At 64.0% G+C, this 16,708-nt stretch carries 12 protein-coding genes; 1 reads left to right on the forward strand and 11 read right to left on the reverse strand.

Annotated features, from left to right (window positions below; genetic code table 11):
* Positions 1-22: 22 nt before the first annotated feature.
* The 6 genes from BN1188_RS17030 to BN1188_RS17050 form a co-directional block, all read right to left on the reverse strand.
* Complete coding sequence (locus tag BN1188_RS17030) at positions 23-1,921, reverse strand: tyrosine-protein phosphatase (RefSeq protein ID WP_408633630.1); 1,899 nt, start codon at positions 1,919-1,921, stop codon at positions 23-25.
* A 221-nt stretch (positions 1,922-2,142) separates the two neighbouring features.
* Positions 2,143-2,580: a GFA family protein gene (locus tag BN1188_RS17035; protein WP_040262553.1), complete on the reverse strand. Its 438-nt coding sequence runs from the start codon at positions 2,578-2,580 to the stop codon at positions 2,143-2,145.
* Positions 2,581-2,883: 303 nt separating this feature from the next.
* Positions 2,884-4,869 (reverse strand): hybrid sensor histidine kinase/response regulator, encoded by a 1,986-nt coding sequence (locus BN1188_RS17040; protein ID WP_084596261.1) that lies wholly within the window; start codon positions 4,867-4,869, stop codon positions 2,884-2,886.
* A 65-nt stretch (positions 4,870-4,934) separates the two neighbouring features.
* Complete coding sequence (locus tag BN1188_RS21635; protein ID WP_157395820.1) at positions 4,935-5,111, reverse strand: hypothetical protein; 177 nt, start codon at positions 5,109-5,111, stop codon at positions 4,935-4,937.
* Between the two features lie 118 nt (positions 5,112-5,229).
* A complete protein-coding gene (locus tag BN1188_RS17045) occupies positions 5,230-6,441 on the reverse strand; it encodes an aldose 1-epimerase family protein (protein ID WP_040262554.1) in 1,212 nt (403 codons plus the stop codon).
* A gap of 167 nt (positions 6,442-6,608) precedes the next feature.
* Positions 6,609-7,457 carry a flagellin domain-containing protein gene (locus BN1188_RS17050; RefSeq protein WP_040262555.1) on the reverse strand — a complete coding sequence of 283 codons (849 nt, stop codon included), beginning with the start codon at positions 7,455-7,457 and terminating at the stop codon, positions 6,609-6,611.
* A gap of 184 nt (positions 7,458-7,641) precedes the next feature.
* Here BN1188_RS17050 and BN1188_RS17055 point away from each other — a divergent pair, with 184 nt between their 5' ends.
* Positions 7,642-9,090, forward strand: a complete 1,449-nt coding sequence (locus BN1188_RS17055; protein ID WP_040264141.1) for an aldehyde dehydrogenase — start codon at positions 7,642-7,644, stop codon at positions 9,088-9,090.
* 93 nt (positions 9,091-9,183) lie between these two features.
* On the opposite strand, the gene BN1188_RS17060 is transcribed toward BN1188_RS17055, so the two are convergent.
* From BN1188_RS17060 to BN1188_RS17080, 5 genes are all read right to left on the reverse strand, one after another.
* Positions 9,184-11,211: a hypothetical protein gene (locus tag BN1188_RS17060; RefSeq protein ID WP_040262556.1), complete on the reverse strand. Its 2,028-nt coding sequence runs from the start codon at positions 11,209-11,211 to the stop codon at positions 9,184-9,186.
* A 144-nt stretch (positions 11,212-11,355) separates the two neighbouring features.
* Positions 11,356-12,543, reverse strand: coding sequence for a fumarylacetoacetate hydrolase family protein (locus BN1188_RS17065; RefSeq protein WP_040262557.1), 1,188 nt, complete (start codon positions 12,541-12,543; stop codon positions 11,356-11,358).
* A 17-nt stretch (positions 12,544-12,560) separates the two neighbouring features.
* Positions 12,561-14,345, reverse strand: a complete 1,785-nt coding sequence (locus BN1188_RS17070; protein WP_040262558.1) for an IlvD/Edd family dehydratase — start codon at positions 14,343-14,345, stop codon at positions 12,561-12,563.
* The gene (locus BN1188_RS17075; protein ID WP_040262559.1) at positions 14,342-15,253 is read right to left on the reverse strand and encodes an NAD(P)-dependent oxidoreductase; all 912 of its coding nucleotides are present in this window, start codon (positions 15,251-15,253) and stop codon (positions 14,342-14,344) included. Before BN1188_RS17075 ends, BN1188_RS17070 begins: the two co-directional genes overlap by 4 nt.
* Positions 15,250-16,623, reverse strand: a complete 1,374-nt coding sequence (locus BN1188_RS17080; protein WP_040262560.1) for an MFS transporter — start codon at positions 16,621-16,623, stop codon at positions 15,250-15,252. The genes BN1188_RS17075 and BN1188_RS17080 overlap by 4 nt, the downstream gene beginning before the upstream one ends.
* Between the last annotated feature and the right edge of the window lie 85 nt (positions 16,624-16,708).

A 16,708-nucleotide genomic window follows, 5' to 3' on the forward strand; every position in this document is an offset into this window, starting at 1 on the left:
ACCAAGCGGCCCGGGTAGCGTGTCAGAAGGGATAGCTGACCTTCAGCCCACCGTTGAAGCCATGGCTGTCGCCACCGCCGCTGGCGCCTATCTCCCCGGTCACGCTCAAAAGCCCCAGGCGGGCGGTGAGGTTTGCCGCGCCGCTGAATTGGTCACCACTGGCGTAGGCCGCGCGCTGTTCGACGCTCAGGCCGAACAGTTGCCCCTGGCTATCCACCTTGCGCTCCCCAAGCACATGCTCATAGCCCAGCTCCAACCCCGGCAGCAACTGCCAGCCGCCACTGAGCAGGGTAGGGGCGAAGCTTGCCTTCACACGAGTGAAGGCACTGCGCCGAACCTGCCGCAGGCTGTCTACGTCCAGCGCCATCTCGCTGCCTTTTTCGTCGAAGTCGGCAAGCTCCAGGCGGCTCACCCGTACGCCGAGGCTTGGCTCCAGGGTCAGGCCCGCGCTGGGCAAGCGATAGCCCAGGGCCAGGCCGGCGCTGGCCAGGTTGCCGTGGGTATCACCTTTTGCAGTGCCTAACCCGCCGCCCAGTTCCCGCTTGCTATGGTAGTCCACCCAGCCGGCGCTGGCGTCGGCAGCCAGGAACAGGCCCCGCTCCAGGCCTCCCGGCGCGTAGCGCAGGCCCAGGGTGCCTAGGGTAAGGTCGGTGTCGACCTCACCGCCCGCACCGCCAATGCTACCTCGGCTATAGCCGAATGCCGCATAACCGCTCAGGCGCTCAGAAAAGCGTTGGCTCAGGCCCACCAAGGAACCCTGGGTATGCTCGTTGCTGCTGGCAGCGTGGCTGGAGCCGTCCGTGCCCAGGTAACCCGCAAGGCCCGTGGCCCAGAGTTGCCGCTGCCCTGCCTTGAGCTCAATGCCGCTGGCATAGCCACCCGCGGCCTGCTCGATCATCACGGGCTGGCGCAGCAGGTAGCTGGCGGCATCGGCGTGGGCTTGCCCACCTATCGTGCTCTCCACGCCGCCCAGGCTGCCGGCGTCCAATGCAGACTGCAGATAATAGTTGTAGGCGGTGTAGTGACCGGAAAGGTCCGTATTCTGCAGCCGTTGCAGCAGCGCCGCGCCTTCCGCGCTATTGCCCGCCAGGCCGGCCTGCCCGGGCAGGCTGTTGTAATACACCAGCTTGGCTCGCAACACGTAGATTGTTTCCTGCGAAAGTCCCAGGCCTTGCTTGAGGTAGTTGTCCATGCTGCCGTATTCGGCCGTGACCTGGTCCAGCCCCGCCTGCAGATAGCTGGCCTCTACCCCCAGCAACGGGGCATAGATTGACGCCATGCTCGCCGGCATGGCGGCGAGGGTCGCGGCGATCCGGGCTGCCGTATAGTCATTGGTAGCCAGGTAGTCTGCCATGATGGTACTGCTGTCCACCCCGGCGAGGCTCAGCAGCACGGCAGCGGTCCAGCCGGTGCGGTCCTTGCCAGCGGTACAATGAAAGATGGCGGCGCCGTCGACCGTGGCCAGTTCATTGAAAAGCGTGGCGAATTGGCTGCGCATGCCGGCATCGCTGACGAAGCTGCGGTTCGCCTCCTGCATCATCGCCACGGCGCTGGCCGCGCTGTCGACGGAAATGCTCGCCAGGTTCGACCCTGACGCCGCGTTACCAATGATGTCGATGTTGGTATAGGTAGCCCCGGTCAGCAACGTATCCGGCGTGGCGGCGATTTCGCTGGCCGTGCGCAGATCATAGACCGCGCTGATGCCCAATCCGTTGAGCGTGGCCAGATCCGCGGCGGACGGGGTAATAGCGTTGGACCTATAGAACACCCCGGAACGCAAGGTGCCATCCATCGCGGTGGTATAGGCGGTGGTGGTTCCGGCAACGTCCCGGAAGTTGTCGATGCCGGTCAGGCGTGGTGTGTCCAGGGTGTAGGTGTCGGCGGCATGGGCTGCGCTAATGGATAGGGTCAGCGCGGACATCGCGTGCAGGATTCGGGGAAACACTGTGTAGCCTCCATGGATACAGGTCGGGCTGGCTACTATCTGTGTTTGTCGAAAACGAAATATTACAGATTAGAATCGCCGGCAAATGCCGGCGCGATTCGTCCTTTTCATGCGCGTACTGTCCCGTCCTGCCCCAGCGCCATCGAATTCAGGCTGGGTTTATGCGGGGCCAGCCCAGCTGGGCCCGTGTTACCCGTTCATTCTGTCCAGGGAATGAGCTTCAAGGTGCCGACACGACGCGGCCCTGTTCCCTTGGCCTGGTCGGCCGGATGGGCGACCCCGTCGAGCACTGGAACCTCTTCGAAGTCGAAGGGGCTGATGCCTTCCAGGCAGGCAACGTTGATACCGTACTCGTCTGGCCTGGAGCGGCGTTGATGATGTGTGTAGATGCCGCATGTCGAGCAGAAGTAGTGTTTGGCGGTGCCGGTGTTGAATTGATAGAGGGTGAGTTTGTCTTGCCCGGCGATGAAACGGATGTCGGCCAGGACCGCACTCACCGCGATTGCACCGCGCATACGACAATAGGAACAGGTGCAGCGCCGCGCACTGTGCAAGCCGTTACGAAGCTTGACCTCGAAGCGCACCGCGCCGCAGTGGCACTGGCCACGAGCCTGGGCCAGGTCTTTATCGAGCATCGGTCACCCCTCATAGGCAATTGGACGCGGCACTAAAACGCACTCGTGGCCGACGCGGCTTTTCGCTGCTTCCGACCGCAGAGGGGCTGTTTCGGCCCCGCACGTCGACCCTGGCGCTGAGTGGAGGGTAGCTCAGGGTTGCCGAGCATGTACTTCGAAATACAACAGGTCGTGCCACTGGTCACCCTGCCAGAAGCTCCTTCGAGATCTGCCAAAGGCCTGGAACCCATTACGCTCCAGCACTCGGATCGAGCCCAGATTGTAAGGCGGCACTATGTGCGGCTCGACGCCGGAGACTGAGGGCTAACTGGCGCGGGCGATTACAGTCTGCAAGGCGACGGACAGCGCCTGAAGCGAAAACGGCTTGCTCAACACCACGGGTGCGTCTGTGCCCGGCGCCGATGACGGGGCCGCCTGGTCAGTGTATCCGGTGATGAAAAGCACCTTCAATCGTGGGCGAACGATACGCGCTATTTTCGCCAGCTGTTGGCCCGTCAGGCCCCCTGGCAGGCCAAGATCGGTAATGAGCACGTCAATGCTGGCGGCTGACTGCAACAGGGCCAGGCCTTTGCCGCTATCCTCGGCTTCAAGCACCGTGTGGCCCTGATCCTTGAGATGATCGCTCACCATCAGCCGTATGCTGGGCTCGTCGTCCACGATCAGTACCCTGAGCAGTTCGTGAAAGACAGGCGGTTGCCCCCCGGGAGGGCCCTCGAGCTGCTGCTGGGCGGGCAGGGTACCGCAAGACGGTATGTAAAGTGTGACCGTGGTTCCCTGGCCTGGCTCGGAGCGCAGTTGCACCTGGCCGCCGGATTGCTGGGCGAATCCGTAGACCATGGACAGGCCGAGCCCCGTCCCTTTGCCGATGGGCTTGGTGGTAAAGAACGGCTCGAACACCCGGGCCGCGACCTCCGGCGTCATACCCTGGCCTGTATCGGTTACCTCCAATACCACATACTCACCCGCGGGCAGAGCCATCGCGTCCGCCGCGGATGCCAATAGCCTCTGACGCCGCGTTTCTATGGTGATTGCGCCGCCTCCAGGCATGGCGTCCCGTGCATTGATGCACAGGTTGAGCAAGGCGTTTTCCAGCTGAGGGGCGTCCACGGAAGCCACCGCGGCTTCGGTGGGGGCTATGGCCTGCACCCGGATCGCCGGCCCGACGGTTCGCTGGATCAGCTCCCGCAGGTCGGCTACCAGCATAGGAACATCGGTTGGCTGAGGGTCGAGTTGCTGGCGCCGGGCGAACGCCAGCAGGCGTTGGGTCAGTGCCGCGGCGCGTCGGGTGGCACCCAGGCTGGCGGCCAGGTATTTGCCCAGGTTCCGACCGTCCTCGGGCAGCAGCCGGGTTTGCATCAGCTCAAGGCTTCCGGAAATGCCGCCGAGCAGGTTGTTGAAATCGTGGGCCAGGCCGCCGGTGAGCTGGCCCACGGCATCCATCTTCTGCGCGTGGCGCAGGGCTTCCTGTGCTTCCAGTAGCACACGGGCCTGGGTTTTCTCCGCGGTCACGTCGCGGCCGTTGCAATAGATAAGGTCGCCCTCGGGCTTGACCGTCCAGGCGATCCAGCGCCAGCTGCCGTCCCGGTGTCGGTAACGATCCTCATAGTGGGTGGGGGGCGCTCCACCAGCGGCGATCTGGGCGAGGGTCGCAGCCGCATTGGCCAGTTCGCTCGGGTGCTTGAATTCTTCGGTCTTGCGCCCGGCCAGCCAGTTGGGGGACCAACCAAGGATTCTTCCCCAGGCTGGATTCGCGTTGAGGATGGTGCCGTCGAGCCGGGCCACCAGTAGTAGGTCAGGGGACAGTTCCCAAATGCGGTCACGTTCGGCCGTGCGCCTTGCGATCTCGTTTTCCAGCGTCTCATTGTGCCGACGCAGTGCTTCGTCGGCCCGTACTTGCGCGGTGACATCGTCCACATGATGGATTACCGCCACCACCCGGCCTTCCTCCAGGACCGGCGTGTTCACCGGCGCCCACCAGCGGGCCTCGAAGCCACCGGCCGGATGGGGAATGTCATACTTCTGCACGGCCATGGCATGCGCCCGGCCCGTTGTGATCACCGTTTCGATCGACGCGCGCAGATTGGCGACTCCGCTGGCCTGGGGATCGGCGGGATTGTCCGGCATGGCTTCGAACAAGGGCTTGCCGATAAGCGCTTCGGGTGTTCGCAAGGTGGCAGCCAGATAGGCTTCATTGGCCAAGGCTATGGTGAAACGAGGTGGGTCAGGAAGGATGACCAGCATGGGGGCCGGCACGATGGCGAACAGGGCCCTGTAATCGGTTATCGGCATCAGCGAGTTCACACGACGACCTAGGTAAAGACCCCGCCGTTGGCGGGGCCATGGAACGGTGGGGGTCAGGCGCTGCTGCCCGGCGAAGGCTCCTCGGATTCGTCCACCGAAGGGTTGTTCGGCTGCTCGTCTTGGGATTGAGCACCGCCAGCGGCACCGTTATCGGACATCAGCTCATCATCGCTATCCGCGCCAGCCGGGCCTGGATAAGGGTTGGCCGGACCGTTGTCGTCTTTCACCATGGTCGTTCTCCTTTTGCGATCACGCGCGTGGATCTTACGCACATGACTTCAGAGGCTTACGCAGCGGCGGAGTGCCGCTTGCGTGACCAACGGCGCGCGGGTGTCGCGGCGAACGCTTTCATTGATCGAGCTTGACCAGCGGAGTCTCTCGCACCTCGGTAGGACGTCCGGCCTGGATCTGCCTGACCTGGGCCAAGGCCTGGTCTACGCCAGCCCTGTCGCGCAGCAGTTCATAGCTGATGGCGAAGCGACGGGTTTCCCCAGGTCCGATTTGCGGTACCAAATTCAGCGGGCGCTGGTAACGGCGGTTGTAGGAGAAACTGGTCCCGGGCTCCAGGCCAGTCACGTAGCCCTGGCCATGGGTATCGGTGTTCTTCCAAAGGGAAAATACTGGAAGCGTACGGGTATCGAAGCCCACCGCGACACCCAGGCTACCTGCCTTGTTGTGCAGTACGGCCAGGGAATAGCCCTGGGCGTCCGCATAGGGCACCAGGTTGTAGACGGTCTCGTCGTAGTCCCTGGTCGGGGCCCGGTAGCTGTCCCAAGTGGGAAGATCAGCCCTGGCCTTGTCATTGAACGGCGACACCTGTTTCACCGGCGCGACGAAACGGGCGCCTTCTTCCAGCAAGGGCGTGCTGAAGTTGCTGTGATAGAGCGCCTGGTATTCCTTGGAGTAGTCGCCTTGGTTGGTCAGCACATCCTGGAGTTCGAAGCGGGTGCTGCCTGGCAGGGTGACCAGCTCGGTGACTACGCTGAAGTCCACCTTCTTGAACGCCTGTTCCTTGAGTTCGCCACGCAGATGGATGGCGTACGGAGGCTGCTCATCGATATGCAGCACCACCTTGCTGGCAGGAATATTGGCGGCGCGGCCATGAAGGGTGAGCAGCTCGCCGTTGTCGATGCCCGGATGGCCCACCCACTCGTAGCCGCAGCGGGTCACCAGCTCGTTGAAACCTTCCAGCCAGCCCAGGCCCGCGCGGCCGTTGAGCTCTATGAAGGCCGGGTTGACCACCTCCTTGACCGGTGAATCCCAGCCCAGCCGTACCGGCCCGACCGATGCCTGGAGGACATTCATGCCTCGGGTAGGTATTACTGTCATCTTCATCGTGCCGTTGTCGATATCCACCAGGCTTACCCCCTCCTGGCGACCACCATGGAGCAAGCGCATGCTGATCTTGAAGGGCACATCCGGGTGGATGCCTAGTTCGGCGCTGGTCAGCTCGAACGCTTGGGCGGGTTTATCGCTATCGAGAAGGACGTAATCCCAAGCCAGGGCGGGGGAGGTCGCGGCCAGGCCACTGAGGGCGACCAGTAGGCGGAGAGGTTTCATGCGCATAGCCTTTGTTAGTGTTATAGGCCCTGTATAGCGCGGGTGAAGCGTTTCAGCAAGCCTGTGTTCCCGTGGTGGCCTTTGATCCCCATCCGAGAAACGGCAGCTTGAAACGACAAAAGGGCGCGCTTGCGCGCACCCTTTCGTTCGTTGACCTTCGGCCGATATTACTGAAGCAGCTTCAGAACAGCGGACGGGATCTGGTTGGCCTGAGACAGGATCGCGGTGGAAGCCTGCTGCAGGGTTTGTTGCTTGGTCAGCTCAGCGGTTTCAGCAGCGAAGTCCACATCCTGGATGGTAGAGCGAGAAGCGGTAGCGTTCTCGATGATGTTGCTGATGTTGCTGATGGTGCTTTCCAGACGGTTCTGCTTGGCACCCAGGTCGGCACGGGTGGTGTTCACGGTGTTCAGTGCAGCGTCGATGGCGCTGATGGCCGAGTCGATCGCGGTGTGGGCCGCGCTTACGCTGCCGCCAGTGATGGCGACCGAAGCCACGCCCAGGCCGGAAGCCGAAGCGTTCAGGCTGATGCCCAGGTCGATGTGCTGGTCGTCACCGGTCATGGCGCCAACCTGGAACTGCAGGCCGGAAGCGGAACCGTCCAGAAGCTTCATGCCGGTACCGAAGGTAGTCGACGTGGAGATACGGGTCAGTTCTTCGCTCATCTGGCTGAATTCGGACTGCAGAGCGGTACGGTCAGCGGTGCTGTTGGAGTCGTTGCGGGACTGGACAGCCAGTTCACGCATACGCTGCAGGATGCTGGTGGTTTCTTGCAGCGCGCCTTCAGCGGTCTGGGCGATCGAGGTGGCGTCGTTGGCGTTCTTGGTGGCTACGGTCAGGCCCTTGATCTGGGTGGTCAGACGGGTAGCGATCTGCAGGCCAGCGGCGTCGTCTTTGGCGCTGTTGATCTTCAGGCCCGAGGACAGACGGGTCATCGAGGTGCTGGTGGCGGACGAAGCCTTGTTCAGGTTGTTTTGAACGGTCAGGGAAGCGATGTTGGTATTAACGGTCAACGACATGATGAATTCCTCAGGGGTGGCGTTTGTTCACTTGGCTATCCGACCCTGGCTTGTTCAGGCGTGGCCGAGAGAACCTTCGAAATTGTTATCGTCCTGATCGTGGTTTGCTTTAGCCCAATTTTGAAAAAGGTTGTCCAAGCTGCAGACTCCCCCCAAAACAGGTACGCACATGACCGAGCCATCCATTGTTCAGGTTCCCTTGCTTATCGGCGGATTGGCCCGCCAGGCCAGTGATGGCCGCACCTTCGAGCGTAAGAATCCGGTATCCGGCGCGGTAGTGTCGGTAGCCGCCGCGGCCAGCCTGGCTGACGTCGACGCAGCCGTGGATGCGGCCTGGGCGGCCTTTCCCGCCTGGTCCGCCCTTGGCCCTGGCGAACGGCGCGGGCGCTTGTTGAAAGCCGCCGCTGCATTGGAGGCCCGTCGCGACGAGTTCTTCGCCCTGGCCCGGGAAACCGGCGCCAAGGCAGATTGGTATGGCTTCAACGTGAGCCTGGCGGCCAATATCCTGCGCGAGGCTGCCTCAATGACCACCCAGGTTCAGGGCAGCGTTATCCCATCCGATGTGCCTGGCAACTTCGCCATGGCCCTTCGCCAGCCGTGTGGCGTGGTGCTGGGTATCGCCCCCTGGAACGCGCCGGTGATCCTGGCCACCCGCGCCCTGGCCATGCCCCTGGCCTGTGGCAATACCGTGGTACTGAAGGCTTCCGAAGCCTGTCCCGCGGTGCACGGTTTGCTCGGCCAGGTGCTGCAGGAAGCGGGCTTGGGCGAGGGTGTGGTCAACGTTATCCATAATGCCCCCGAAGATGCCCCGGCTGTGGTGGAGCGCCTGATCGCTCATCCGGCGGTGCGGCGGGTGAATTTCACCGGGTCTACCCATGTCGGGCGCATCGTTGGCCAACTGGCGGCGCGTCACCTTAAACCCGCCGTGCTGGAGCTGGGTGGCAAGGCGCCGTTCCTCGTGCTCGAGGACGCCGACCTGGGTGCAGCGGTGGCCGCGGCGGCTTTTGGCGCTTACTTCAACCAAGGCCAGGTGTGTATGTCCACCGAGCGGCTGATCGTGGACGAGACCGTGGCCGACGCGTTCGTTGCCAGGTTGGCGGAAAAGGTAAAAACCTTGCGAGCCGCCGACCCTGACGACGCTCAGGCACCGTTGGGCTCGCTGATCGACGCCGCGTCAGGCGAACGCATCCAGGCCCTGGTGGACGATGCCCTCGCCAAGGGAGCCGTACTGCTGGCTGGCGGTGATCGCCACGGCAGCCTGATGCAGCCTGTGTTGCTCGACAGGGTCACCTCCCAGATGAAGCTTTACCGGGAAGAATCGTTCGGGCCGGTGGCGGTCGTGCTGCGCGCCCGTGGCGACGAAGCCTTGCTGGCGCTGGCCAACGATTCGGAGTTTGGCCTCAGTTCCGCCATCTTCAGCCGCGACACCGCTCGGGCCCTGGCCCTGGCGCAGCGTCTTGAATCAGGGATCTGCCACATCAACGGGCCTACCGTGCACGATGAAGCGCAAATGCCTTTCGGTGGCGTAAAAGCCAGTGGTTATGGGAGTTTCGGCAGTAATACGGCCATTGATGCCTTCACCCAGGTGCGCTGGGTGACCATTCAACAGGGAGAGCGGCATTACCCGATCTAGCGCGATGCCAGGCATCGTCTGGACGACGCTTGCCGACGTCCCGCTGAGGGACGCCGGCAAGACGAACAACGGGTTTGCCTGGTTTGGCCCGCCTTAGGCGGGTGCCTGCTGATCCACCCCAACCAGGGCTATCTCCCCACTCTGGGCCGGTTCGTCAGCGAAGATAACCGTTTCGCGCAAGGCGATGATGTCCCAACGGTCAGTCAGGGTGAGCTCGAAACGATGACCTTCGCTATCGACGGTAAAATCCTTCAGATAGGTGCGGTCCAGCGCCGGGTTGTAGCTCACGCTCAGAGTATGGTCGGTGCCATCGCCATAGCCGGTGTACCCCAGGGCCGACACATCGATGCTGTCCTCGCTGCGATCGAAATTGACGATCACGTCCGAAAAGCTTTCAGTGGCGGTGCGGTAGCTGTCGGTCACCGAGGTATAGAGGTAAGTGTCTGCATCCGCGCCGCCGTCGAGTATGTCCCGGCCAGCCCCGCTTCGGATGACGTCATCACCGGCGCCGCCGTCGATCCGGTCGTTGCCGCCCAGCCCTTGCAACACCTCGGCCATGGCTGAGCCCTGGATCAGGTCGGCGCCTTCGGTGCCACGGACGGTCACCGGGGCGAAGATGACATTGTCGGCGTTCAACCGGCCCAGCCAGTTGCCGTCGATGGCCAGCTCGAAACGCTCACCGTCGCCATTGGTTTCGTAGCTCTTGAGGTAGGTGCGGGTGCCTTCGGCGTTGACCTGCACCGCGAGGGTGCCGTTCAGGCCATTGCCCAGCCCGGTGAAGCCCAGGCCAATCAGGTCGATGCGGTCTTCGCTGGCATCGAAATCCTGGAGGCGGTCGCTGCCATTGGTCTGGGCGGTGCGATAGCTGTCTTCCAGGTTGGTGAAGCGGAAGATGTCCGCGCCGCTGCCGCCATAGAGCACATCTCGGCCGCCCCCGCCCTCAAGCACGTCATCGCCGGCCAGGCCGCGAATGATCTGCGCCGCGTCGTTCCCGAGCAGACTGTCGTTACCCAGGTAGCCATCCAGGTGATGCTGGCCGTCCGGGCTGCCGAAGCTGGTATCCACGCTGCCATCAGGGTTATAGCGGACAACGGCGAAATTACCGCCTTCGAAGGAGGCCGCGCCCGACACCAGTATCTTGCCGTCTTCCTGCACGGTAATGGCGTTGGGCACACTGGTGGCATTGGCCCCTTCCACCGCCACGAAGGGGACCTGGCCGTTGTCGCCGAAGCTGCTGTCCAGGCTGCCATCGGCGTTCAGGCGCAGGATCACGCCGTCGTACCGGTTATCGCGCCCGACCATGATGATCTTGCCGTCAGGCTGGAAGGTAAAGTTGTAGTATTGATACAGATCCACCAAATGGTCCACTACCAGGGTGCCGTCGTTACCGAAGGTGGTGTCGAACTGGCCCGTGGCGGTCAGCTTCACCAGGCGATAGGCGAACTTGTCCGAAAACGACCAGTCGCCTCCGAACAACACACTGCCGTCCGCTTGCATCGCGCTGATGGCATAGCCGCCTTCGAAGCCGTTGGCATTGGCGAAGGTGAAGGTGCCCTGATCGCCATAGCCGGTGGCGACCGAGCCATCGGCATTGAGCTTGGTGATGGCCAGGGTATCCAACTGGGTACCCACGATTCGGGTCAGGTACAGGCTACCGTCATCGGCCAGGGTGACGGCCGCGGCGCCGTCATAGGAGCCGGAATTGATGGCGACCTTGCCAGTGCCGCCACCGAAGCTGGTGTCCAGGCTGCCATCGATGTTGAAGCGCTGCACCACGCCTGAGTCCGAGGTGGCGATGATCTTGCCATCGGGCTGCACAGCCAGGTAATAGGCACGGTCATCGTCCACCTCGCCGTCAATGATGATCGCGCCGCCCTGGCCAAAGCTGGTGTCCAGGGTGCCGTCGGCATTGAGCCGGATCATCGAATAGTTTTCCAGGGTGGAGTAGTAGCCCAGCGGCGACCCTGGGTAGCTGTAGCTGATGTAATCCGAGTAGCCGGCGACCAGGATCTTGCCATCGGCCTGTACCGTGATCGCCTTGCTCTCGTCGCCCATCCCGCTCAGATCCACCGAGACCTGACCCGGTGCGCTGCGAACGATGTGCGTAGTGGAGGTTGCCATGAGTCAATCCTTGAATGGGAGGGAGCCTTTAGGACAGCACAGCAGCTGCGCTTCACCTGGCGAGCCGACCGATGGCATCCAGGCTGTGCAAGCGCCGGAGCCGACAAGCCTGTTGGCCAGGCTGGCGAACGGGCCTCGCCGCCCTCACGCGTGTGCCAGCACACCTCGCCGGGCCAGGTTGGCCATCAGCGCGCCTACGCCGAACCGCCAGGGCGGCGCCTGGTCACTGGTGACCACGCGATTGTGCAGGGCGCCGAGCAGGGGCGTGGCGATGCTGACCCGGTCCCCGACCTTGTGGGTGAAACCCTGGCCAGGCTGGTCCCGATCCTCGGTGGGGGCGAAGAGAGTGCCGAGGAACAATACGAAGCCATCGGGATACTGATGGTTGGCGTTCAGGGCCTGATGGACGAGGTCCAGCGGGTCGCGGCTGATCTGATCCATGGAGCTGCGCCCTTCCAGGCGGTAGCCGTCGTCGCCTTCCACGGTGAGGGTCACTTCACACTGGCGCACGTCGTCGAGGCTGAAGTTTTCATCGAACAGGCGCACGAACGGGCCCAGGGCGCAGGAGGCGTTGTTGTCCTTGGCCTTGCTCAGCAGCAGGGCGCTGCGGCCCTCGAAATCCCGCAGGTTCACGTCGTTGCCCAGGGTAGCGCCATGCACCCGGGCCTGGCTGTCCATGACCAGCACCACTTCCGGCTCCGGGTTGTTCCAGCTCGAACCGGGATGAATGCCGATCGCCTGGCCACTGGCTACCGCGGCCAGCACCGGGGCCTTGGTAAAGATCTCGGCGTCTGGCCCGATCCCCACCTCCAGATACTGGGACCACATCCCCTGGTCGATCAGCATCTGCTTCAAGGCCATGGCCTGGGCAGAGCCGGGGCGCAACGCGCGCAGGTTGTTTCCGATCACCTCATGGACCAGGTGGCGGATGCGCTCAGCCTGCTGCGCATTACCGGCGGCTTTTTCCTCGATCACCCGTTCGATCATGCTGGCGGCGAAGGTCACGCCGGCGGCCTTGATCACCTGCAGGTCGGCGGGCGCGAGCAAACGCGGTCTGCTCGGGTCCGGGTTTTCGCCGCTATTGGCCAGCAGCGCGGACAGGTCCGCTACCTGCCGCCCCTGGGCCTGCCTGGCCGCATTCAGGGGCGAGGGGCTCTCCAGCAGTTGGCTCAAGGTAGGCCATTGGGCGGTGCAGTCGATCACCTGGCCATCGCGCAGCACGACCACCGCCGGGCCGCCCGCTTCGCCTGGCAGCCACACTCGACCCACCAGGGTCGCCCGTTGCCAGTCGTGGGGAAGGGAGTTTTCAAGGGTCAATCGAACCTCAGGCATGAATACGTCCTGTTCGGTTAATGGGAATGTCGGGGCTGGCCGTTTTCGCTGATCACCCGCCAATACAAGGTGGCCGGTTCCAGGCAGCCGCCGGTGGACAGCTGGCCTACCAGTTGGCGATAGAGCTCTTGCCAGGGCGTCTGCGAGGCGGGCGGAGCGGGCAGCGGCTCTTGCCGACGGGCCTGTAGCTCGGCTTCGTCGACGAGCAGGTCTACCCGGCGTGCGTTCAGGTCCACGCGCAGCCGGTCCCCGCTGCGCAAGAGAGACAGGCCTCCGCCCACCGCTGCTTCCGGGCTCATGTTGAGGATCGACGGGCTGGCCGAGGTACCACTCTGGCGGCCGTCGCCCAGGCAGGGCAGCGAGTCGATGCCGGCCTTGATCAACGCCGACGGAGGCGCCATGTTCACTACTTCCGCGCTGCCGGGGTAACCGACAGTGCCGCAGCCGCGAATCACCAGGATGCACCGCTCGTCGATGTCCAAGGCCGGGTCGTTGATGCGCGCCTGATAGTCTTCCGGCCCTTCGAACACAATGGCGCGGGCCTCGAAGCAATTAGGCCGCTGCGGATCGCTGAGGTAGGTGTTGCGGAAGGCTTCGCCCACCACCGACATCTTCATGATCGCGCTGTCGAAGAAGTTGCCGCTGAGCACGATGAACCCTGCCCGATGCTTGAGCGGGGTCTGGTAGTCGCGAATCACGTCGCGGTCACTGGTCACGGTGCCAGCGATGATCTCGCCGATGCTCCTGCCGCTGACCGAGCGGCATTCACGGTGCAATCGGCCGACCTTGTCCAGTTCGTGCATCACCGCCGGTACGCCGCCAGCGCGGTGGAAGCTTTCGCCCAGGTATTCACCGGCCGGCATGCAGTTGACCAGCAAAGGCACCTCTTCGCCGATGCGTTGCCAGTCCTCCAGGGAGAGGTCAATGCCGCTGTGACGGGCGATGGCGATCAGGTGCGGCGGACAGTTGCTTGATGCTCCCAGGGCCGAGGCCACGGCGATGGCGTTCTCGAACGCCGCTTTCGTCATGATCTGGGAAGGGCGCACGTCCTCGCGCACCAGGTCGACGATGCGCAGCCCGGTGGCATAGGCCATCTGTCCCCGCTCCCGGTAAGGGGCCGGGATGCTGGCGCACCCGGGCAGGGACATGCCCAAGGCTTCGGCCAGGGCATTCATCGATAGTGCAGTGCCCATGGTATTGCAGTGGCCCACCGATGGGGAGGAAGCGGTGGTCAGGGTCATGAACCCCTCGTAGTCGATCTCCCCGGCGCTGAGCAGGTTGCGGGCATGCCACAGCACGGTACCGGAGCCTACCCGCTGGCCTTTGTGCCAGCCGTCGAGCATCGGACCGCCGGAGAGCACGATGGCCGGAAGGTCCGTGGTGGCCGCGGCCATGAGGCAGGCCGGCGTGGTCTTATCGCAGCCCGTGGTGAGCACCACCCCGTCGAGGGGGTAGCCATGCAGCACCTCCACCAGGCCCAGGTACGCCAGGTTGCGGTCCAGCGCGGCGGTCGGCCGGCGCGATTGCTCGGCGATCGGGTGCACCGGGAATTCCATGGGAATGCCGCCGGCGTCGCGAATGCCATCCCTGACCCGCTTGGCCAGCTCCAGATGGTGGCGGTTGCAGGGGGTCAGGTCACTGCCGGTCTGGGCGATGCCGATGATGGGGCGCCCCGATTGCAATTCCGCCCGTGTCAGGCCCTGGTTCATATAGCGCTCTACGTAGAGCGCGGTGAGATCGGCATGGCTCGGGTCGTCGAACCATTGCTGGCTGCGCAAGCGGCGCGGCGCGGTGTCGGTCATGGAGTGACTCCGGAAAAAGAAGGCGAGAGGTGATTGAGCCGGCGTAGCTGACGAATCAGCCCGGCATGGTCGAGGTCACCGTCGCCGGCCTCGACCATGGCGGCGAAGAGGGCATCCACCCGCTCGGCCACCGGCAGGGCCAGCCCCAGCTCGCGTGCCTGGGCCAGGGCGGTATGGGTGTCCTTGAGCTGCCACTTGGCCGGGCCGCCAGGGGTGAAGTCCTGGCGCAGCATGCGTTCGCCATGCTGGCGCCAGATGGGCGAATCGACGAAACCGCCCATGAGCGCTTCATGGACCCTGGCCAGGTCGGCGCCGCCGCGCTCAGCCAGCAGCAGGCCTTCGGCAACCGTGGCGATGGTGCTGGCCACGATCAGCTGGTTCACCAGCTTGGCCAGCTCACCCGTGCCAGGCGGCCCCACGTGAACCGGACGGCCCATGGCCGATAGCAATGGCTGGCCAGCGGCGAAGGCCTCGGCCTCGCCCCCCACCATAATGGCCAGGCTGGCCTGGCGAGCGCCGCGCTCGCCACCGGACACCGGGGCGTCCAGATAGCGTAGCCCCAGGCTGGCGCAGCGCTGGGCCTGTGTGGTGGCCGTGGCTACCGGGATAGAGCTCATGACGATCAGCAGGGCACCTGGGGCCAGGGCGTGCGCCGCGCCCTGTTCACCGAAGAGGATGTCGTCGCAGGTGGGGCCATCGCTGAGCATGCACACCAGAATCTGAGCGCCCTCGGCGGCCTCCGCCGGACCTGAGCACAGGCAAGCCCCCGCAGCGCCCAGGCTTGCGGCCTTGCCCGCGGAGCGGTTCCACACCCGCAGCGGGTAACCGGCCTTGAGCAGATGACCGGCCATGGGCAGGCCCATGATGCCGGTGCCAATGAAGGCTACGTGGCTGTCGCTGACGCTCATGCCTTGCCTCCGATACCTGGAGTGGCAACCGCCTCGGGGCCGACGATGACGGCCTGGTTGCGGGGCATCAACAGCATGATCAGCCCACCCATGGCGACCAGGGCGGCGATCACCAGGAAGCCTGGCGTGTAGCTGCCGGTAGCGTTGTACAGAAAGCCGGTAAGGTAGGGGCCGCTGAAGCCGCTGAGGTTGCCGATGGAGTTGATCAGGCCGATGCCTGCCGCGGCCCCGACGCCGGTCAGTACCTGCCCTGGCACCGCCCAGAACACGTTGATCGCGCTGTACACGCCCACGGCCAGGAGTACGAAGCCGATTACGATGATCCACGGCTGGTTGATCAGCAGGGCCAGGGCGATGGAGGCGGCGGCCAGCAAGGCTGCGCCGCCAGCGTGCCGATGGCGCTCCTGCAGCCGGTCCGAGCGGCGGCTCCAGGCGATCATGGCCACGGCTGCCACGGCATAGGGAATGGCGGTGATCAGGCCGTTCTGCATCAGGCCGATTTCCAGGCCGAAGGAGGCTCGGAACGAAGCCAGTACCGTGGGCAGGAAGAAGTTCATCGCATTGGAACCGGAGGTAATGCCGAAATACACCAGGGCCAGCATCCAGACCTGGCGATTGCCCAGGGCACGGCGGATCATCTGCCCCTTGCTTGGCACCACGCCCACTACCAGTGGCTTGGCACGCTCTTCCTGCTCCAGAGTGTCCATGAGCCATTTACGCTGTTCAGCGGTCAGCCAGTGCGCGTCGGCCGGACGGTCGGTGAGGTAGAAATAGCAGACCACCCCGAGGATCACCGCCGGTACGGCCTCGACGATATACATCAGGCGCCAGCCCACCATGCCCAGGCTGTCGCCCAGTTGCATCAGGCCCACGGAGAGGGGCGCCCCGACAATCTGCGCGATGGGCACACCCAGGTAGAACGTCGCGATCATGCGCGCCCGGTAGCGACTGGGAAACCACAGTGAAAGCAGATAGATCACGCCAGGGAAAAATCCGGCCTCGGCGATCCCCAGCAGTACCCGCAGGGTGATGAAGTGCCCGGCCGTCTGCAGAAAGCCCATGGCCCCTGCAATGATGCCCCAGGTCACCATGATCCTGGCCAGCCACACGCGGGCGCCGAAGCGGTGCAGCAACACGTTGCTCGGCACTTCAAAGAGGAAATACCCCAGGAAGAAGATGCCAGCGCCCAGGCCATAGATGGTCTGACTGATGCCGATGTCCTCATTCATGTGCAGGGCGGCGAAGCCGACGTTGTTGCGGTCCAGGAACGCAACCACGAACAGCAGGATGAGAAAGGGCACCAGGCGGCGGGTGACGCGCCTGATGGTTTGGGTTTCGAGCTCGGATACGGCGGGGTGGGGGGTGTTCATGATGCACGGCCTCGGCTTGTTATTGTTGTGAGGACAGCTGCGGTTCCATACCGGGCAAGGGGTACGGAACCCTGAATGCCGCCGT

The organism is Pseudomonas massiliensis, assembly GCF_000826105.1.
GTDB classification, from domain to species: Bacteria; Pseudomonadota; Gammaproteobacteria; order Pseudomonadales; family Pseudomonadaceae; genus Aquipseudomonas; species Aquipseudomonas massiliensis.